The following is a 19803-nucleotide window of genomic DNA, read 5'->3' on the forward strand; positions in this document are numbered from 1 at the left end:
AACAGGCGCATAACTCGAGAAACAGCCGTATAAATGGGTTTCGAGCCGCATAAAAGGACACGCAGCCGTATAACCGGCCATACACATCATTCAGCGGTCATAAGCACGAATTTCGCACACACAATAAAGCCGGAAGGAAGCATCCCTAAACAAGGAACTTCCTTCCGGCTCTTTCGTTGACCTCACTTCTAATAAAAAACAACCTTTATCGACCAAGCTCCACCGAACGTGCACGCGCACTTTCAACGCATGCTTTAATGATCGCTTCAAAATCATGAGCTTGCAATGTGTTGATACCTGCCTCAGTTGTGCCGTTAGGGCTCGTTATTTTTTTCCTTAATAAAGCTGGTGCATCAGAGGAAGATGCGAGCATATTGCCAGCACCTACGACCGTTTGGATGAGCAGTGATCGCGCGACGTCACGATCAAGCCCTGCATCAAGCGCCGCTTTCTCCATCGCTTCGATTAAATAATACATGTAGGCTGGACCACTTCCGGAAATTGCTGTGACAGCGTGCATGTCCTTTTCAGCCACGACCGTTGTTGTTCCAATCGTTTGCAAAAGCATCTCTGCAGCCTTCAAATGGCTTTCTTGAACATACGCCCCCGCACAAATCGCCGTTGCAGATGCACCAACAGCGGCTGATGTGTTCGGCATCGCGCGAACGACAGGAATATCTCCCGAAAATCGTTGTTCAATAAATGTCGTTTCAAGTCCGGCAACGACCGATATAACGAGTTGATCAGAGGTCACATCTTGTTTAATCGCAGCAAGAGCCGCTTCTGCATCATGAGGCTTCGTTGCCAAAATAATCATATTAGCTTCCTTCAAGGCAGCTTGTTTATCCGATAAACAGGTCACGCCGTACGCTTCATTTAAAGCTTTCAACCGCTGTTTATTTTCTTTATTTGTAACATAGATATTTTGACAGTTGAGTACTTGAGCATCCACTAAGCCTGCGATCATCGCTTCTGCCATAGATCCCGCACCAATAAATACGATTTTTTCAGCCATTGTGTCCCTCCTTTTCAAAAACCTATATAAAAGCCATCCTACCCTACAAAAGGGCAAGATGGCGATGACTTACAATACATAGGATCGCCCATACATACGTTGTAAGTACTATAGAACGCATCACGCGTCATGTCAACTAAGCATGTCTTTTAAAACCGTCATTATGAATTCGCTGCTTTTTCAATTGTGTGTGTACCGTGATAAGTGCCTAGTTTCTTCAACAGCTGATCACTTTCCTGATTCAAGCCTTTGATCTCAACTTGTACGCCATTTTGTTCATATTTCATGACGACTTTATCAATGGCACCCACAGCAGAATCATCCCATAGATGAGCGTGTGTCAAATCTATCTTCACTGACTCAATATCCGATTCATAGGAAAAGCCTTCAATAAATTCTGTTGTTGAGGCAAAAAAGAGCTGTCCAGTCACTTGATACACAACCTTTGCAGACGCATCTGTTGCAAGTCTTGCCACTTTTATTTTGGAAATCTTGGCGGCAAAGAAAATGGCACTCAGCATAATACCGACGAGCACGCCTTTTGATAAGTCATGTGTGAACAGCACGGTTACGACTGTCGCAACCATTACTGTCGTATCTGTAATTGGTGTTTTATGCAATGTCTTAAGGGTTGACCATTCAAACGTACCGATCGACACCATAATCATAACGCCGACGAGCGCTGCCATCGGAATTTGAACAACAAAATCACTTAAAAGCAAAATAAGCATCATTAAGAACGTACCTGCTACAAGTGCTGACAAGCGTCCGCGACCACCTGATTTAACGTTAATAACTGACTGACCGATCATTGCACAGCCTGCCATGCCACCAAATAGTCCTGAGACGATATTGGCAATTCCTTGACCGCGTGCTTCTTTATTTTTGTCACTCGTTGTTTCAGTCATATCGTCGACAATTGTCGCTGTCAGCAATGATTCAACGAGACCGACAATGGCAATTGATAGGGAATATGGAAAAATAATTTGCAACGTTTCAAGGTTAAACGGTATATCAGGAATCATAAATATCGGTAATGATTGGGTTAATTCACCCATATCACCGACTGTTCGCACACCACTGCCTGTTGTAATGGCGATCAGTGTAATCACGATGATTGCAACGAGTGGTGATGGGACGGCTTTTGTCATCCGCGGTAAAATATAAATAATGGCTAAAGCACCCGCTACCATCGCGTACATCACCCACGTTTCACCTACGAAATGGGTGATTTGTGAGGTGAATATTAATATTGCTAAAGCATTAACGAAGCCGACCATGACAGCCTTAGGAACAAATTTCATCAGTTTACCAAGCTTCAGTGCTCCCATAATAATTTGCAAAATACCTGTTAAAATTGTAGCCGCTAATAAATACTGTAAGCCGTATTCTGCAACGAGCGTTACCATTAATAAAGCAGTCGCTCCGGTTGCAGCCGAGATCATACCAGGACGCCCACCGACAAAGGCAATGACGACCGCAATACAAAATGATGCATACAGCCCAACCATTGGATCAACGCCAGCAATAACGGAAAAGGCAATCGCTTCAGGAATTAAAGCTAAGGCGACAACAATTCCAGCCAACACATCTCCTCTTATATTGCCAAACCATTCTTGTTTTAATGTCAATTCATTCACATCTCTTTCTACATTGATTTTTTATATTTAAACCATGCACACGACAGCACATAGTCTTTTGGATTTATGACATATCCAGTCAAGTGACAGGTACCTAAAAACAAACGCCCTACACGAACAATCGTGTTATAATGGGGAAAATATGAAGTTGAACGTCATTAAGGGGGGTAACCATGTATCAAAAAATCTTGCTTGCATCGGATGGTTCAGAGCATGCATTACGCGCTGCGGACCATGCATTTTCACTAGCAAGCTTACAAAAGGACGCTCAAGTAGATATCATTTATGTTGTTGATACAAAACACGCTAAGGAAGATGTTATTCATCACTGGGGAGAAGACACATCTGTATTAAGAAAACAGCGGATGTCGATGTTTGAGCAAAAAGCGCAGTATCATAACGTTCCTTACGAGCTCACATTTCTACACGGCGAGCCTGGACCAACGATCGTCAAACATGCCAATCATCACGACTATGATATCGTTGTGATCGGCAGTCGGGGACTTAATGTCCTGCAGGAAATGGTTCTTGGTAGTGTGAGTCATAAAGTAGCTAAGCGGGTCAATTGCCCAGTCCTAATCATTAAATAGTCCATAAATAAAACGAAACCACCACTGCACATCCAGTGGTGGTTATATATATAATTATCATTTTAAAATTTAAATGGAGGAGGTAGAGGGATTCGAACCCCCGCGCGGTTTGACCCGCCTGTCGGTTTTCAAGACCGATCCCTTCAGCCAGACTTGGGTATACCTCCATGCAACGTTTAATAATATACAACAATTTGCGACACTTGTCAATGGAAGATCGATATTTTATTTTATTTAATAAAAAATCTATGCACCGTTTCGTTAAATCATCATCCCGTCCTCTAGATGTGGACGGGATGATACATACCTTACTTATTGAATAACAGTTTTTCCACCCATATATGGTCGGAGTACTTCAGGGACTACGACACTGCCGTCTTCTTGCTGGTAATTTTCCAAAATCGCTGCAACGGTACGGCCGATGGCAAGGCCAGAGCCATTTAATGTGTGGACATATTCAGGCTTACCTTTTGGTCCTCTGCGGAAACGAATGCCTGCACGACGCGCTTGGAAATCTTCAAAATTTGAGCAAGAAGAAATCTCTCTGTACGTCTCCTGTGCTGGAATCCACACTTCGATATCGTATTTCTTTGCCGCTGTGAAGCCAAGGTCACCTGTGCACATGCTCATAACACGATATGGCAAGCCGAGAAGCTGCAATACTTTTTCTGCATGATTCGTCAGCATTTCTAACGTCTCATATGAATCCTCAGGCTTGACGAAATGAACGAGCTCCACTTTGTTAAACTGGTGCTGGCGAATGAGTCCACGTGTATCACGCCCAGCAGATCCTGCCTCTGAACGGAAACAGCCACTAAATGCTGTGTATCTCTTTGGAAGATCCTCTTCCTTTAAAATTTCATCGCGATGATAGTTCGTAACAGGCACTTCAGCAGTTGGAATTAAGAAATAATCTGGTCCATCAAGCTTAAAGACATCTTCAGCGAACTTTGGCAGCTGCCCTGTTCCTGTTAGACTGTCTCTATTTACAATGTATGGTGGCAGCATTTCTTCATAACCGTGCTCATCTGCATGAAGATCCATCATAAAGCTCATCAATGCGCGTTCAAGACGTGCGCCAAGACCTGTATAGAAAATAAACCGACTTCCAGTTACCTTCGCAGCACGCTCAAAGTCAACAATGCCCAAGTTCGTCGCGATATCCCAATGCGGCTGAATCTCAAAATCAAAGCTAGGCACGTCTCCCCATGTACAAACCTCTACGTTATCATCTTCGTCCTCACCAACTGGAACACTTTCATGAGGGATATTCGGAATCGACAGCATAATATGTTCGAGCTGTCCCTCAATATCTCTTAGCTCCGTATCTAACTCGGCAATCTCGTCACCAACTTCACGCATTTCCTTAATGACCGCATCGGCATCCTGACCGGCTTTTTTCAGCTGGGGAATTTGTTTTGATGCTTCATTGCGCTTCGCCTTCAGTTGCTCCACCTTAGCAATGAGTGTACGACGATGTTCATCAAGCTCTCCAAATCGTTCAAGTTCTGATAAATCCTCACCTCGATGATTCAGCTTTTCCTTCACTTCAGCAAAATGTTGTCTTAAATACTTCATATCCAGCATGTTCATACCTCCATATGCATATATATTTTGTAATTTAAAAACGACTGGTCTTAACAGAATACAAAAAACTCCCACCCCTAAATAGGGACGAGAGTTGAATACCCGCGATGCCACCCTTGTTGAAAAGACAAACGACGGTCTTTTCCGGCTCATGGCGATTAACGGTGCCGTACCGGGTCTGCTTACTAATGATACTCACCATATTCGGCAAACCAGTTCAAGGAGGGATTCACAACGTTTTTCTACCAACTCACACCGACCGCTGGCTCTCTGTTAGAAAGGACGATTGCTACTAGTTCCTATCATTACTATTGATGCTTGATTATGTTCTATCATAGCCAATTTAATATGATTATGCAAGCACGCACATTATTGACACGCTTTTATGGATATTTCGATCATCACAACCATTAAAATATTCTTGCTATTTTGGATGATTTATTATATATTTGTAATTAGGTTGCTCCACTAAGCAATCATTTACACACATACTGGGGGGTATTAAAACTATGAAGTCTAGAAAAATGCTATGGCTTGTATCTCTATTGTTTATGCTCGCATTTGTATTAGCAGCATGCGCAGGAGACGGTACACCAAATAACGACTCCGAGAACAACGACGACAACGGAGCGGCTGAAGGAAATGATGATTCAGATAACGCTGCAAAAGGCGGAGACATCATTATTGCAATGGGGTCTGATGCTGTCACGTTATCAACACAAGGATCAAACGACGTGCCATCAAGTAACGTCGGAGAAAACGTCTACGAGACGCTAACCGTCCTCGATGAAAATCAAGAGGTACAACCAGGGTTAGCAGACTGGGAAGAAATTGATGAAACAACTTGGGACTTCCATATAAAGGAAGGCATTAAGTTCCATGATGGCGAAGAGCTGAACGCAGAAGCTGTAAAGCAGAACTTTGACCGTCTCGTTGATGAAAAAATCGCTTCTCCACGTTCCTTCTTGCTTGAAGCTGTTGACAGCTGGGAAGTAACAGGCGATTACACACTGCGCATTAATTTGAAATATGCATACGCACCGCTCTTATCTAACTTAGCTCATAGTGGAACAGGGATCATGAGTCCTAAAGTAATTGAAGAAGATTATAAGCAGTTAGAAGAAGGCGGCGATCCTGACGCATACATTAACAAAAATCCTGCTGGTACAGGTCCATTTAAATTACAAGAGTGGACACCAGGTGAAAAGATTGTATTAGAAAGATATGAAGACTATTGGGGCGACAATGCCAAGCTTGATACAATCACATTTAAAGTTGTAAGTGAGCAAAGTGCACGTATTGCTGAGCTTGATACAGAAGGCTCTCACATTGTTGACAATATCGGTCCAAACAACGTATCACGAGTTGAGGGAATGGATAATGCTGACGTTCTTCAGGAGCCAAGTGTTTCCCTTTCATACGTTGGCTTCAACGCTCAAAAAGAACCTTTTGATAATGTAAAAGTCCGTCAAGCGATCTCAATGGCGATTGATAAAGATGAGATCATTCAAGGTATCTATAATGGCGTTGGTATTCCAGCGATCGGTCCATTGGCACCACCCGTGTTCGGTTATGATGAAAATGTTGATGGTCTAGAGTATGATGTTGAGAAAGCGAAAGAATTGCTTGCAGAAGCTGGCTATGAAGACGGCTTTTCAACGACAATCTGGACAAACGACAATGAGCAACGTGTCGATACAGCTGTTAATGTCCAGGCTCAACTGAAAGAAATTGGTATCGACGTTAAAATTGAAGAGCTCGAATGGGGCGCTTACCTAGAGAGAACGGCCAATGGCGAGCATGACATGTTTATCCTAGGCTGGTCTGTCGTAACGTCAGATGCGGACTATGGCATGTATCCATTGTTCCACTCTTCAGCAGTCGGTGATCCAGGAAACCGTTCATTCCTTGAAAATGACGAGCTTGATAAAGTCCTTGATGATGCACGAAAAGAAACAGATCCACAAGCACGTCAGGACCTATACTCACAAGCACAAGAAATGCTCGTTGAACTTGCACCAATGCTATACATCCATCACCAGGAGTATCTAATTGGTGTCAATAGTACCGTTAAAGATTTCTCAATTAACCCACAAGGCATCTATCAGCTTAAAGATGCATATATTGAACAATAAATGTCATAAAGCAACCTAAGGGGCTCGTGCCCCTAGGTTGCTTCATAATGTATCTATCGTATCGTTGTTATTCAGCCATTTCTCAAGATGTGAATGAATAAAAATTGATAAGAGGGTTAAAGATGAATTTACCATTAATTATAACGTTGGTCGTCTGTGCGCTTTTATTGTTGACGATTGGTTTTTTAACCAAAAAGAGATGGTTACAAGTCGTATCATTGATGATGATTTCCATTTCGATTTGGCAATTTGGTAGTCTTTTGATTAGTAAGCTATAGCTCTATTATAATCGTTTTATACAAACAAAGGCTGACTCCAAAGTGTGTGCTACTGCCCTACAAACCAGATGAACATCTGGCTGATAGGCGCACACCTTTGAGTCAGCCTTTTTAATTTGTTATATTTAGTGCCCACATCTCACGTTTATGCATTATGTCAATGTTGGTTCATTCTCTTGGCTCTGTTCATTTGGCGGCTGTCCCGCATAAATCTTTTCTATATGATGGCAGGCAGCTTGATGGCCTTCCTTCATCATGGACAAGTTACGGAGCTGTGGTTCTTCCTGTTTACATAGGTCTGTTGCAAACGGACACCGCGTATGAAAGCGACAGCCTGAAGGTGGATCGATCGGTGACGGAACATCACCTTTTAAGATGATCCGTTCTTTTTTATGCTCTGGATCAGGTGTTGGGATCGCTGACAGAAGCGCTTTCGTATAGGGATGCTGTGGATTATCAAATAACGATTTTTTATCTGCAATCTCCACAACTTTACCGAGATACATTACGATAATACGATCTGAAATGTGTCGAACAACACCGAGATCATGGGCAATGAATAAATATGTTAAATTAAATTGCCGCTGTAGCTTTTTCAACAAATTAAGCACTTGAGCCTGAATCGATACGTCAAGCGCAGAGACAGCCTCATCACAAATAATGAGCTTCGGATCAACCGACAGGGCGCGGGCAATTCCGATCCGCTGTCTTTGACCACCTGAGAATTCATGCGGATACCGATCAAGCTGTTCAGCGTTCATTCCGACTGTTTCAAGCAATTCAACGGCACGTGCTTCCCGTTGATGTTTCGGAACGACATTTTGAATGGCCATCGCTTCGGTTAAGATTTTTTTAACCGTTTGACGCGGATTTAAGGACGCAAATGGATCCTGGAAAATCACTTGTAGATCCTTACGTTTTTTCCGCATCTTACGTTTACTTAAAGACAACAGATCGACCCCATCAAACTCTATCGTCCCATCGGTCGGTTCATCTAGTCTTAGGATGGCTCTTCCTGTCGTTGACTTCCCACAACCAGACTCTCCTACCACACTTAGTGTTTCGCCTTCGAAGATTTGAAAGGAGATATCATCAACTGCTTTAACGTGGTTGACGGTTCTTCCTAAAAAACCACCTTTAATCGGAAAATATTGTTTTAAATGATCGACTTCAAGAAGTTGTTTTTTGGTCAACAACATTCACCTCCGGATCGCCATCCCAGCGGTCACTATAGATCCAGCACCGCACGTCACTGTCGTCACCTAGATGATCGAGTGATGGCATTTCTGCATTGCATAGGTCAGTTGCAAACGGACATCTTGGCGCAAAATGACAGCCTTTAGGCATATTTTTTGGACTCGGGACGCTGCCACGAATTGGCTCTAAATCTTCCACATCAATATCATGACGCGGAATCGAATTGAGCAGGCCAACTGTGTATGGATGTCTCGGATTTTTAAACAATGAGATAACATCCTGATATTCAACAACCTTACCACCGTACATGACTGCTACATAGTCACACGTCTCTGCAACAACGCCAAGGTCATGGGTAATCATAATGACTGACATTCCTAAGTTATCCTGTAAATCATTAATAAGCTCTAGAATTTGCGCTTGAATTGTCACATCAAGTGCGGTCGTCGGCTCATCCGCAATCAAAAGGTCTGGCTTACATGCGAGTGCCATAGCGATCATCACCCGCTGTCTCATGCCACCTGAGAGCTCATGCGGGTATTGCTTGAGACGCGCTTCAGGTGATGGGATACCGACGAGCTGAAGCAATTCAACGGCCCGTTTATTACCCTTTTCTTTTCCTATACCTTCATGAACCTTTAACGTTTCACGAATTTGTTGACCAATCGTATAAACGGGGTTTAAAGACGTCATCGGCTCCTGAAAAATCATTGAAATTTCATTACCGCGAATATGTTGAATCTGTTTCGTACTCAGTTTTGTTAAATCTTTTCCTTTAAAATTAATGCTTCCGTCTACAATCTTTCCCTTGGAATCAATCAACCGCAAAATTGATAAAGCGGTAATGCTTTTACCTGATCCTGATTCCCCGACAACGCCGAGCGTTTTTCCTTTTGGAAGCTTGAATGAAACGCCATCAACGGCTTTAATCTCGCCATCATCATCAAAGAATGAGGTTCTTAAATTGTTTATGTCTAAAATGATTTCCTCGCTCAATATGTCTCACCTCTATCTAGTTTCTGAATGTATTTAATCCAGATCAATGCGTTTATTTAAAAACTTATAAGATATGTCAACGAGCAGGTTCACAAATACAAACACGACAGCGATCACAAGGACAGCAGCTTGAACAACAGGGAAGTCTCTGGCCAATATCCGATCAATGACCAATTTTCCCATACCATTTATCGCAAAAACAGATTCTGTCAACACGGCACCAGCTAGTAAACTACCGAATTGCAAGCCTACGACAGTCACAACTGGAATTAAAGCATTTTTTAAAGCATGCCGATAAATAACGATGCTTTCCTTTAAACCTTTTGCGCGGGCTGTTCGAATATAATCCTGTGAAATAACGTCGAGCATACTCGATCGTGTCATCCGTGCGACGACCGCAGCCCCCATCGTTCCGAGCGTAATAACGGGTAATACAACTTGTTGTGGTGTTCCCCAACCGGTCGCAGGCACCCATCCTAGATTAATCGCAAACCATTGCATTAACATGAGACCGAGCCAGAAGTTTGGCATCGACAAACCGAACAGTGCCACAAGCATAATCGATACATCAGAGAAAGAATATTGTCTAACGGCAGAAATGATGCCGGCAATAAGCCCAATAAAAATACTAAAGATTGTACTGTATACTGCCAGTTCAAACGTCACCCAAAACTTGGGCCATAGCTCTTCACTAACCTCTAAGCTTGTTCTCCACGAATTACCGAAATCAAGCATAATGGCATCTTTGAGAAAGTTAAAATATTGAACGGGGATTGGATCATTCAAACCAAGACGTTCTTCTATTTGTTTGATCGTATCGGCAGGTGCACTTTCTCCGGCAATGATATGGGCTGGATTCCCCGGAGTGAGGTGCATCAATGAAAAGACAAGTATCGTAACCCCCAGTAAAACAGGGATAAGCTGTAGCAGTCGACGAACTATAAATTGGAACATACTTGCACCTACTTCCTATTTTTTCATTTTTGGATCTAATGCATCCCGTAAACCATCACCAAATACGTTAAATGCCAGCACGAGCAGCATAATTACGAGACCCGGATATAATGTGATATGACCTGCATCCCACATAAAGTCACGACCTTCACTTAAGATCGCCCCAAGCTCTGGAGATGGTGGCTGGACACCCATACCAATAAAGGAAAGACCACTCGCAGACAAAATCGCACTCGCTATAAATAAGCTCGCCTGGACAATAATAGGTGATAATATATTCGGTAAAATATGTTTAAAAATAATGCGGATATCAGAAGCACCAAGGGCTTTCATCGCATCAATGTACTCTAAATTTTTCGTTGCCAGTGTCGAGCCACGAACAATCCGTGCAAATGTTGGTACCGCAAAGATTGACACAGCGATAATGACATTTTCCTCAGAGGCCCCTAAAATACTAATGAGTGCCAAAGCGAGCAAAATGCCCGGAAATGCCAGCAATACATCCATAAATCGCATAATAACAGCATCGACTTTTCGACCATAGTATCCAGAAATGATGCCGATTAAAATACCTGCTAAACCACCAAATAAAGTCGATAAGAGGCCAATTTTCATCGTAATGCCTAATCCATGAATGACCCTTGAAAACACATCTCTCCCGTGATGATCAGCCCCAAACCAATGCTCGGCAGACGGGCCTTCAAACTTAATGCTGTAATCAGGCTGTCGTATATCGTACTGCGTTAAGTATGGTCCTATAAGCGCTACCAATATGAGAAAAATAATGAGATAGCCACCTACCATCGCACTTTTATTCTTCTTCAGCTTTCTATAAAAGTCTTTAAGTGAGCGCTTAAAAGGACTATCTTTTTTCTTTTTCTTCCGCTTGTCATCGTCAAGCGGCTCTACTCGTTCTTCAGCAGTCATGTTGTTTTCCCCCCTATGCTTTATAGAAAAAATGAAAGAATCCGAATTTTTTATGTGCACGAATTCTTTTAAAACGATATGAATATATATTACAATTAAAGCTGTCTGAATGCAATAACGCAATCTACTAATTCCCACATTTTGAAAGTTTACCATTTTAGTAAAAAGAGGGTTTTGACATCATTCGACAAAACTCGAGGAGTTGACAGGCACAAAAAATAGGATAAGGACAAAAGACTATTAATTAAATAAAAAAGACGAACAATACCACCGCTCAGGAAATATACTTCGCTTTCCGCGGGCTAACAGGACGTTGGTCGTTCGATGTTGGCGCAGGACGCGCCGAATTTAATCGAACATCCCCTCGGTGAGCCTCGGGCCAACAGGACGTTGGTCATGAAGGCGTGGCGATTGTCGTCGCGACTTTAGCCTTCCTTCCGCTAACGCACTGTGGGGTCTCACCTATGCCTTTCCTCCCGCCGGAGTCTACGTATATTTCCTGAGCTAGTGTTGAGCATTGTTCGTCTTTTGGATTAAACTATAAGGTGTATCCTAGCCTCTAGCTTTCTATTAAAACCAGCCTTTTATTGTTGAGAAGAGGTTACTGAAAAAGTCACCAACTGAGCCGAGCATGAGCATAAACCAGTTTGATTTATCAACGGACTGTTCTGCGACGAGCGGAACAGTGAGCGTCTTCTGTCCAGGAAGAATGCTTCCATGGTCAGTCCCATTATAAACGAGTTCAGCTGTACCGACTTTTTGTCCTTTTTCTATTGGGGCAACAAGTTGGCCATCTTCATTCAACTGATCTTTATCAATATGAAACGTGACAGTATATTGATCCTGATCACCTTGTCTAATAGGCAGTGTAAATGCTTTTTCTGTTGCAATTTCAACTGATTCTTCTTTACCTTTTACAACGTCTAGCGTTTTTTCATCATCTAACTGATAGCCAGCAGGAATGACTTCTTGCTCGGCAAAATTGTTATAGCCGTAATTGAGTAATTTCTTTGTTTCATTAAAACGCTGTTCACGTGTATCTGCATTCATCACAACTGTAATGAGTCGCTTGCCATCACGAATCGCTGTTCCAGTAAAGCAATTACCAGCTTCTTCTGTGTAGCCGGTTTTCAAGCCGTCAACACCTTCAAAATAGAATTGCTCAAAGTTAACAGAATCGTGTTTCAGCATCCAGTTCCAGTTGATCATCAACTGATCATCAAATACCTCTTGTGGAATGCTTGAAATATCAAGCGCTTCTGGATAATCCTCAATTAAGCGATGGGCAAGAAGGGCAGCTGATCGTGGTGATAATAAATTCATATCATCTGGACTTGTCCCCTCTGGGTAGTGATCACCTAAATGGGCATTGTTAAGGCCAGTCGCATTCACAAATTTATAACCATCCATACCAAGTTCTTTCGCTTTATCATTCATCATTTTAACAAATTCGCCTTCAGAACCCGCAATTAATTCCGCAAGTGCAATCGATGTTGCGTTATCGGAATAGATCGCCATAGCATGGTATAATTCACGAACGGTATAATCAACATTTTGCCGCAAACCAATTCCGGAAAAGTTGTTGTTCGCTGAAATCCCATATGGGTAGTCACTAATCTGTGTTGTCGTATCCCATGTGATGCCATTTGACTCTGTTTCAACTGCTTCCCACACAAGGTATTCAGTCATCATTTTGGTCATACTAGCAGATGGTAAGGTGCTATCCGGATTTTTAGCATATAAGACTTTGCCCGTATTTGCATCTACCAATATCGCTGCTTTGGCTTCAATGTCCAAGATTTCATCTGCCTGCGATACAGAAGGTCGCAGAAGGACCGGAACAAGCAAGACCAACACCATAAAAATCCGTAACGGAATCCATTTTTGTTTCACTTTCTCTACCTCCACCTTGAAATATACCGTTCTTTTTTTACTAGATTGTAAACTGATGCTATCTTGTTATTTTATCATATTGTGTATCTAAAAAATAGATGGCAAGGAGAGTTTGAATCATGTATTTTATGAGGTAATTTACGGCAATCATAGATTTGGTCAAAAAAAAGCAGCTCTCTTATGAAAGAGAGGCTACTTTTGTCGAATTGATGTGATGTTAGATTGAATAATTTGGTGCTTCTTTCGTAATTTGTACATCGTGTGGATGACTTTCTCTTAGACCAGCGTTCGTAATGCGAACAAAACGGGCATCCGTTCTTAACGCATCAATTGTTGGTGTTCCACAATACCCCATTCCAGCACGTAGACCACCGAGAAGCTGATGGACTGTATCAGCGAGCGGTCCTTTATAAGCGATACGGCCTTCAATACCTTCTGGAACGAGCTTTTTCGTTTCGTCAGTATCTTGGAAATAGCGGTCTTTTGAACCAGCTTCCATCGCACCGACAGAACCCATGCCACGATAAACTTTATACTGACGACCTTGATAAATTTCTCGTTCTCCAGGGCTTTCTGATACACCGGCAAATAGACTACCGAGCATAACAGCATGAGCACCAGCTGCTAATGCTTTTACGATATCACCGGAGTATTTAATCCCCCCGTCAGCGATAACTGGCACATTGTACTCAGCTGCTGCGCGCGCACAATCATAAACAGCTGTTACTTGTGGCACACCAACACCTGCAACAACGCGTGTTGTACAGATAGAGCCTGGACCGATTCCGACTTTGACAATAGAAGCACCTGCTTCAATAAGTGCTTTCGTTGCTTCAGGCGTTGCAACGTTACCAGCAATGATGTCAAGGTCTGGCCAACGCTTGGACACGCGCTCAACTTGTTCAATAACACCTTTTGAATGACCATGTGCTGTATCAATAACAATGACATCAACACCAGCTTCAACCAATTTTTCAATACGTGTCATTGCGTCAACAGTTACCCCTACAGCTGCACCAACGAGCAAACGTCCTTGAGCGTCTTTCGCTGCATTCGGAAATTCAATGACTTTCTCAATATCCTTAATCGTAATAAGCCCTTTTAAAATATTATTGCTGTCAACAAGTGGCAGCTTTTCAATTTTATGACGCTGGAGTAACTTTTCAGCTTCTTTTAAAGTTGTTCCAACAGGTGCTGTGATTAAGTTCTCATGTGTCATAACTTCAGAGATGGCGATGGAATAATCCTCAACAAAGCGCAAATCTCTGTTCGTCAAAATACCAACAAGCTTTTGTTCATCAATGTTGTTGACGATTGGCACACCAGAAATACGGAACTTACCCATTAAATGCTCAGCATCATACACTTGATGCTCTGGCGTTAAAAAGAATGGGTTCGTAATGACGCCACTTTCTGAACGTTTTACGCGATCAACATGCTCGGCTTGTTCTTCAACAGACATGTTTTTGTGGATCACGCCGAAACCACCCTGTCTGGCCATCGCAATCGCCATTTCCGCCTCAGTGACGGTGTCCATACCCGCACTAATTAATGGGGCACGTAATTTGATTTTTGATGTAAGCTCTGTACTGACGTCAACTTGATTTGGTAACACATCCGATGCTGCTGGGATCATTAGAACGTCATCAAATGTAATACCTTCTTTTGCGAATTTATCCTCCCGCATAGTTGAAATCCTCCTCGATGAATTAGTGAATATAAAATGGCACAAATGGGCGAAACTAAAGCAACTCTGTGTCTATTGTATTTTAGAATACGTCATCAAAACGGCTTTTTCAATACCTGATGTACGGATATAAAAAGTAAATGCATTCAAAATTTTTAAGGAAAAGGGGAATGATCACAATGAAGCAGCAACATGTGCATGCGTTATATACATATCTTCAATCACAAAACTCAAGTCGTTCGTATTTATTACAGTGTTACAAGCAGCTTGATGGCATCGATGCTGAAGCGAAAAGTTACGATAATTGTACGACTTTCATGTATTATCTTGACCATGGACACACATTTTATAACAGTGGAAAAAAAGCCGATGATCGTCTCAAGCCATTATTATACTTTTATGGCATGGTCCATTTGCTAAAGGCTTGTATTTTAACGGTACGACCGGACTATCCCGAATCTACAACGATGCTCGCTCATGGTGTGTCATCACGTAAAAAGAAGAAAAAGGATTACACCTTCATAACCGATGAAGTAAAAGTACAGCATAAGGGACTGCTGCCTTATATGAGTGAACATTTATTTAATTTAAAGCAGCTGCCTTTTACGAAAATAACGATGCAGCAGCTGCTTGCGGTTATCCCTGAGCTTGTACCATTGTATCAATGGCACAAAGCGCCTTCTATGGTTCAAGTAGGTACGCTCGGTCATAACGAGTTGACCTTTCCACAGACACTTCTTGATCAGTATCATTTAACAGAGCATGGTTTTTTACAAAAAGTACAAGCCTTTTTACCACCGATCACCCACCAGGACATAGATCATCAGATGATTAACATTCACTTAGACGCAGCACTTCTTGGAGAAAATGGGCCGTTTTACGTCAATAGCACCCTTAAAAGCGTTTATTTTCCTATCCGTCGTGAGCAGTTTTTACCAATGTCTGAGGTGATCGTTCACTATCTCATTCTTTACAATCTTGGTATGCTATCGCGCTATGAGCCCGCTTGGTGGGGTGAATTAATTGCAACGAAGCCAGATATGGACTACCCACTTATAAAGGGGTTTCTTGATTGTACGAGCGATAAAATCCCTTTGATGCTAGGAGAGTACTTGTATCGGCAGTATGAGTCTAAGGATTAGAAACGTTTACCCTAATATATCACTGATAAAAAGATCCGGATGGTCCTTTAAAGCAATAAAACTGTCATCGTCATCCATTCTCACCATTGGCCTTGTAGGGTTTTGATTATCAACAAACACAATATCACCAACGCGATGATTGCTGAGAACGACTTTTATGCCAACGGTTACATTATATAAATTATTAATGAACGTTTGGACGACATTCGGATCAAGATTTTTAAACTGCTCCCGCTCTAGTAATTCGATGACCTTGAATGGTGATGTCTTTTCACGGTACGTACGTTCACAGGTCATCGCATGGTACATATCACATACAGCAACAATGCGAGCGTACATTTGTATTTGGCTACCTTTTAAGCCGAGCGGATAGCCTTGACCATCCTGGCGCTCATGATGCTGTAGCACTGCCAGCTTCACGGGCTGTGATAACGTTGGTAGCTTCTCAATCATGTAATAAGAATGGGTTGGATGCGCTTTAATAATATTAAATTCAGCATCAGTAAGGGGGACTGTTTTTTCAAGAATTGTTGCATCAATTTTTGCCATGCCACAATCTGATAGTAAGCCGGCAAGACCGATCTGGAGCCACTCACCTTTCGGATACCCCATCTTCCTCCCTAAAAAAGACGATAATACACCGACACTTACGGCATGATGATACAAATAATCTTGCTTTGTGGCGAGATGATGAAGTTTATAAACGGCCTGTCCAACATCATCAACCCGTTCAATCAAAGGAAGGAATAGCTTGCGAAGTGCAGGTAAATCAACTGGCACTTGGTTCTGCCACTTGTTAAAGTGCTTCTTAAAACCGGCTACAACGGTTTTATAATGCGCCTGAAACGACTTTTCATCTCGATCTATTTCGAGATCGTTCTGATTTTGTGCAGGCGGTTCATCAGTTGTATCCGCTTCCGCCTGTTCTGATACGAATTCGCCTTTCACAATAGACACTGATTCGATTTGGAACAGCTTTAATACCGAAATATGCTCTGCAGTTAACACAGTCTTTTTTTGGACAATTGGCTTTCCGGATCGTCCAACAATCTCTTTTAAAACGACATCCCCAGGTTTTAGTTGTGACACATTGATGTGCATCTCTCTTCCCCCTAAAGTTGATTCTCGATTGATCAGCTGGATCTTTTTTACGTTTAAAGAAAAGGCGACTCTGTGAGAATGCTCATTGCTCTCTGGAGTCGCCCTGCTTGATGAAGCTGTTAATCGATATTTTCCTCGTCATCATTCGTCATCGAATCAACACTGTCAGCATCTGAATCGCTCGAATGCTCATTGTTCTCGATGACTGCTTCATCATCTTCCTCTTCATCTTCCTGTACTTTTGCAACGGTCGCGACTGCTTCATCATTTTGCAAACGAATTAAGCGAACACCTTGTGTATTACGTCCTGTTTGTGAGATATCCTCAACTGGAATACGAATCAACACACCAGCAACAGTAATAAGCATAATGTCCTCTTGACCTGTTACAGTTTTAACAGCAACAACGTGGCCTGTGTCATCATTTAGGCGGCACGTAAAGATCCCCTTACCACCACGGCGTGTTGTGCGATATTGCTCTTCAGGTGTCCGTTTACCAATACCTTTATCCGTAACATGCAAAATCTGATCGCCTGGCTCAATGATTTCCATTGAGACGACTTGATCGCCTTCTCGAAGCGAAATGCCACGGACACCAGCTGCTGTCCGTCCCATAGAACGAATTTCGCCCTCTGGAAAACGAATCACATAGCCGTTGTTTGTTCCAATCAAGATATCTTTATCACCATCTGTTTTTCGGACAGATATGAGCTCGTCGCCTTCTCTTAGTCCTAGAGCAATCAAGCCACTTTTACGGATATTCGCAAATTGTGAAAGGGTTGTGCGCTTGGAAATACCGTGTCTCGTCGTGAAAAACAAGAATTCATCATCGGAGAATTCATTCACAGATATGACCGCATTAACCCATTCACCTTTTTCAACCTGCAGCAAATTGATTAAAGGAATCCCTTTCGCTGTCCGGCTAAATTCAGGTACCTCATAGCCTTTCGCACGGTAAACCTTACCTTTATTTGTGAAAAATAAGACGGTATCATGTGTCGATGTTGATACGAGATGTTCAACAAAGTCGTCCTCATTCGTACCCATTCCTTGAATGCCTCGGCCACCGCGTTTTTGAGTGCGGTAAGTGGAGGAAGGTAGGCGTTTAATATAGCCTTGATGGGTCAATGTGATGACAATGTTTTCTTCAGGAATTAAGTCTTCATCCTCAAAAAAGTCTGTACCACCGGTTAAAATCTCAGTACGGCGGCCGTCATCAAAACGCTCTTTAATTTCCGTTAATTCTTCACGAATAATTTCGAGCACTTTTTCTTCATCAGCCAAAATGGCTTTCAATTCTGTGATGAGTTCAAGCAAATCATTGTACTCATTTTCGATTTTTTCCCGCTCTAGTCCAGTTAAACGCTGAAGGCGCATATCTAAAATGGCTTGTGCCTGCTTGTCAGACAAGCTAAATTGAGTGATCAAGCCTTCTCTAGCGATGTCAGTCGTTTTTGAGCCACGAATCAAGGCAATAATTTGATCGATATGATCTAAAGCGATTCGGAGCCCTTCAAGAATATGGGCACGTGCTTCAGCTTTTCTTAATTCGAAGGCTGTGCGGCGTTTAATAATTTCAATTTGGTGTCTTAAATAATGCTCGAGACATTGCTTTAATGTGAGCACTTTAGGTTGACCATCCACTAATGCGAGTATGTTAATGCCGAATGACGTCTGCAATGCGGTATATTTGTACAAGTTATTCAATACAACATTCGCATTCACATCACGTCTTAATTCGATAACGATGCGCATACCATTCCGGTCAGATTCATCTCTAAGATCGGTAATACCATCAATGCGTTTATCGCGAACAAGCTCGGCAATCTTTTCAACCAGCTTCGCTTTATTCACCTGATAAGGCAGCTCCGTTACGATAATCGTTGCCTTGCCATTCGCATGCTCTTCAATATCAGCTTTCGCACGAATTGTAATAGAGCCTTTACCTGTTTCATAGGCTTTACGAATACCACTACGTCCGAGAATATCACCTGCTGTTGGAAAATCAGGACCGTGAATATAATCATCCATCAGCTCTTCTATCGTAATATCTGGATCCTTACTTAAAGCGAGAACAGCATCAATCGTTTCACCGAGATTATGCGGTGGAATATTTGTTGCCATCCCGACAGCGATACCCGATGCACCGTTCACGAGTAGGTTAGGGAAGCGAGCTGGAAAAACGACCGGCTCACGTTCAGTACCATCATAGTTATCGGCATAATCAATAGTGTCTTTGTTAATATCACGCAATAGCTCCATTGATATTTTTGACATACGTGCTTCGGTATAACGCATCGCAGCAGCCGAGTCACCATCAACTGAACCAAAGTTACCATGCCCATCGACGAGCATGTTGCGGTAGCTAAAGTCTTGAGCCATTCGAACCATCGCTTCATATACCGCTGAATCGCCGTGTGGGTGATACTTACCGATAACTTCACCGACAATTCTTGCACTTTTCTTATATGCTTTATCCGCATGCATGCCAAGGTCGTTCATCGCATAAAGAATTCTGCGATGAACAGGCTTAAGACCGTCACGTACGTCTGGAAGTGCACGTGAGACAATAACACTCATAGCATAATCCAGAAAAGACGTTCGCATTTCCTGGCTAATATTAATTTCTTTTACATTTGGGCGTTGTTGATCCGCCATTTCA

15 protein-coding genes, 1 tRNA gene and 1 other annotated feature are annotated in these 19803 nt (G+C 42.4%); of the genes, 4 read left to right on the forward strand and 12 right to left on the reverse strand.

Annotation, left to right across the window (positions count from 1 at the left end; translation table 11 throughout):
- Nucleotides 1-205: 205 nt before the first annotated feature.
- Both proC and HPC67_RS12395 read right to left on the reverse strand, forming a co-directional pair.
- Nucleotides 206-1015, reverse strand: coding sequence for a pyrroline-5-carboxylate reductase (proC, locus tag HPC67_RS12390; protein ID WP_217588404.1), 810 nt, complete (start codon nucleotides 1013-1015; stop codon nucleotides 206-208).
- A 161-nt stretch (nucleotides 1016-1176) separates the two neighbouring features.
- A complete protein-coding gene (locus tag HPC67_RS12395) occupies nucleotides 1177-2655 on the reverse strand; it encodes a SulP family inorganic anion transporter (protein ID WP_217588406.1) in 1479 nt (492 codons plus the stop codon).
- A 173-nt stretch (nucleotides 2656-2828) separates the two neighbouring features.
- On the opposite strand from HPC67_RS12395, the gene HPC67_RS12400 reads away from it, so the two are divergent.
- The gene (locus HPC67_RS12400; protein WP_217588407.1) at nucleotides 2829-3245 is read left to right on the forward strand and encodes a universal stress protein; all 417 of its coding nucleotides are present in this window, start codon (nucleotides 2829-2831) and stop codon (nucleotides 3243-3245) included.
- Nucleotides 3246-3319: 74 nt separating this feature from the next.
- Here HPC67_RS12400 and HPC67_RS12405 read toward each other — a convergent pair.
- Nucleotides 3320-3412, reverse strand: a tRNA-Ser gene (locus HPC67_RS12405).
- Nucleotides 3413-3557: 145 nt separating this feature from the next.
- Complete coding sequence (serS, locus tag HPC67_RS12410; protein ID WP_217588408.1) at nucleotides 3558-4832, reverse strand: serine--tRNA ligase; 1275 nt, start codon at nucleotides 4830-4832, stop codon at nucleotides 3558-3560.
- An 80-nt stretch (nucleotides 4833-4912) separates the two neighbouring features.
- Nucleotides 4913-5147, reverse strand: a binding site (T-box leader).
- Between the two features lie 194 nt (nucleotides 5148-5341).
- On the opposite strand from serS, the gene HPC67_RS12415 reads away from it, so the two are divergent.
- Together HPC67_RS12415 and HPC67_RS12420 are read left to right on the forward strand one after the other, a co-directional pair.
- Entirely contained in the window at nucleotides 5342-6967 is a 1626-nt protein-coding gene (locus HPC67_RS12415) for a glutathione ABC transporter substrate-binding protein (protein WP_217588409.1), read from the forward strand.
- A 122-nt stretch (nucleotides 6968-7089) separates the two neighbouring features.
- Nucleotides 7090-7245: a hypothetical protein gene (locus HPC67_RS12420; protein WP_217588410.1), complete on the forward strand. Its 156-nt coding sequence runs from the start codon at nucleotides 7090-7092 to the stop codon at nucleotides 7243-7245.
- Between the two features lie 152 nt (nucleotides 7246-7397).
- Here HPC67_RS12420 and HPC67_RS12425 read toward each other — a convergent pair whose 3' ends face one another.
- The 6 genes from HPC67_RS12425 to guaB form a co-directional block, all read right to left on the reverse strand.
- A complete protein-coding gene (locus HPC67_RS12425) occupies nucleotides 7398-8438 on the reverse strand; it encodes an ABC transporter ATP-binding protein (RefSeq protein ID WP_217588411.1) in 1041 nt (346 codons plus the stop codon).
- Nucleotides 8416-9438, reverse strand: a complete 1023-nt coding sequence (locus tag HPC67_RS12430) for an ABC transporter ATP-binding protein (RefSeq protein WP_217588412.1) — start codon at nucleotides 9436-9438, stop codon at nucleotides 8416-8418. The genes HPC67_RS12425 and HPC67_RS12430 overlap by 23 nt, the downstream gene beginning before the upstream one ends.
- Before the next feature lie 33 nt (nucleotides 9439-9471).
- Nucleotides 9472-10392, reverse strand: a complete 921-nt coding sequence (locus tag HPC67_RS12435) for an ABC transporter permease (RefSeq protein ID WP_217588414.1) — start codon at nucleotides 10390-10392, stop codon at nucleotides 9472-9474.
- A 15-nt stretch (nucleotides 10393-10407) separates the two neighbouring features.
- Nucleotides 10408-11319 (reverse strand): ABC transporter permease, encoded by a 912-nt coding sequence (locus HPC67_RS12440; RefSeq protein ID WP_217588416.1) that lies wholly within the window; start codon nucleotides 11317-11319, stop codon nucleotides 10408-10410.
- A gap of 570 nt (nucleotides 11320-11889) precedes the next feature.
- Complete coding sequence (locus tag HPC67_RS12445; protein ID WP_217588455.1) at nucleotides 11890-13179, reverse strand: serine hydrolase; 1290 nt, start codon at nucleotides 13177-13179, stop codon at nucleotides 11890-11892.
- A gap of 250 nt (nucleotides 13180-13429) precedes the next feature.
- A complete protein-coding gene (gene guaB, locus HPC67_RS12450) occupies nucleotides 13430-14899 on the reverse strand; it encodes an IMP dehydrogenase (RefSeq protein WP_217588417.1) in 1470 nt (489 codons plus the stop codon).
- Nucleotides 14900-15078: 179 nt separating this feature from the next.
- Here guaB and HPC67_RS12455 point away from each other — a divergent pair, with 179 nt between their 5' ends.
- Entirely contained in the window at nucleotides 15079-16041 is a 963-nt protein-coding gene (locus HPC67_RS12455) for a YaaC family protein (protein WP_217588418.1), read from the forward strand.
- A gap of 6 nt (nucleotides 16042-16047) precedes the next feature.
- Here the strand turns inward: HPC67_RS12455 and HPC67_RS12460 are convergent, their stop codons facing one another.
- Nucleotides 16048-17142 (reverse strand): HD-GYP domain-containing protein, encoded by a 1095-nt coding sequence (locus HPC67_RS12460; protein ID WP_217588419.1) that lies wholly within the window; start codon nucleotides 17140-17142, stop codon nucleotides 16048-16050.
- Between the two features lie 119 nt (nucleotides 17143-17261).
- A complete protein-coding gene (gene gyrA, locus HPC67_RS12465; protein WP_217588420.1) occupies nucleotides 17262-19799 on the reverse strand; it encodes a DNA gyrase subunit A in 2538 nt (845 codons plus the stop codon).
- Nucleotides 19800-19803: the final 4 nt, after the last annotated feature.

The sequence above is a fragment of the Lentibacillus saliphilus genome (assembly GCF_019093865.1).
Classification (GTDB): domain Bacteria; phylum Bacillota; class Bacilli; order Bacillales; family Amphibacillaceae; genus Lentibacillus_B; species Lentibacillus_B saliphilus.

What these genes read in the sequence shown, in the direction of transcription:
- proC (WP_217588404.1), bottom strand. Translation starts at nt 1,015, where the DNA reads ATGGCTGAAAAAATCGTATTTATTGGTGCGGGATCTATGGCAGAAGCG.
- HPC67_RS12400 (WP_217588407.1), top strand. Translation starts at nt 2,829, where the DNA reads ATGTATCAAAAAATCTTGCTTGCATCGGATGGTTCAGAGCATGCATTA.
- serS (WP_217588408.1), bottom strand. Translation starts at nt 4,832, where the DNA reads ATGCTGGATATGAAGTATTTAAGACAACATTTTGCTGAAGTGAAGGAA.
- HPC67_RS12415 (WP_217588409.1), top strand. Translation starts at nt 5,342, where the DNA reads ATGAAGTCTAGAAAAATGCTATGGCTTGTATCTCTATTGTTTATGCTC.
- HPC67_RS12420 (WP_217588410.1), top strand. Translation starts at nt 7,090, where the DNA reads ATGAATTTACCATTAATTATAACGTTGGTCGTCTGTGCGCTTTTATTG.
- HPC67_RS12435 (WP_217588414.1), bottom strand. Translation starts at nt 10,392, where the DNA reads ATGTTCCAATTTATAGTTCGTCGACTGCTACAGCTTATCCCTGTTTTA.
- HPC67_RS12440 (WP_217588416.1), bottom strand. Translation starts at nt 11,319, where the DNA reads ATGACTGCTGAAGAACGAGTAGAGCCGCTTGACGATGACAAGCGGAAG.
- HPC67_RS12445 (WP_217588455.1), bottom strand. Translation starts at nt 13,179, where the DNA reads ATGGTGTTGGTCTTGCTTGTTCCGGTCCTTCTGCGACCTTCTGTATCG.
- guaB (WP_217588417.1), bottom strand. Translation starts at nt 14,899, where the DNA reads ATGCGGGAGGATAAATTCGCAAAAGAAGGTATTACATTTGATGACGTT.
- HPC67_RS12455 (WP_217588418.1), top strand. Translation starts at nt 15,079, where the DNA reads ATGAAGCAGCAACATGTGCATGCGTTATATACATATCTTCAATCACAA.
- HPC67_RS12460 (WP_217588419.1), bottom strand. Translation starts at nt 17,142, where the DNA reads ATGCACATCAATGTGTCACAACTAAAACCTGGGGATGTCGTTTTAAAA.
- gyrA (WP_217588420.1), bottom strand. Translation starts at nt 19,799, where the DNA reads ATGGCGGATCAACAACGCCCAAATGTAAAAGAAATTAATATTAGCCAG.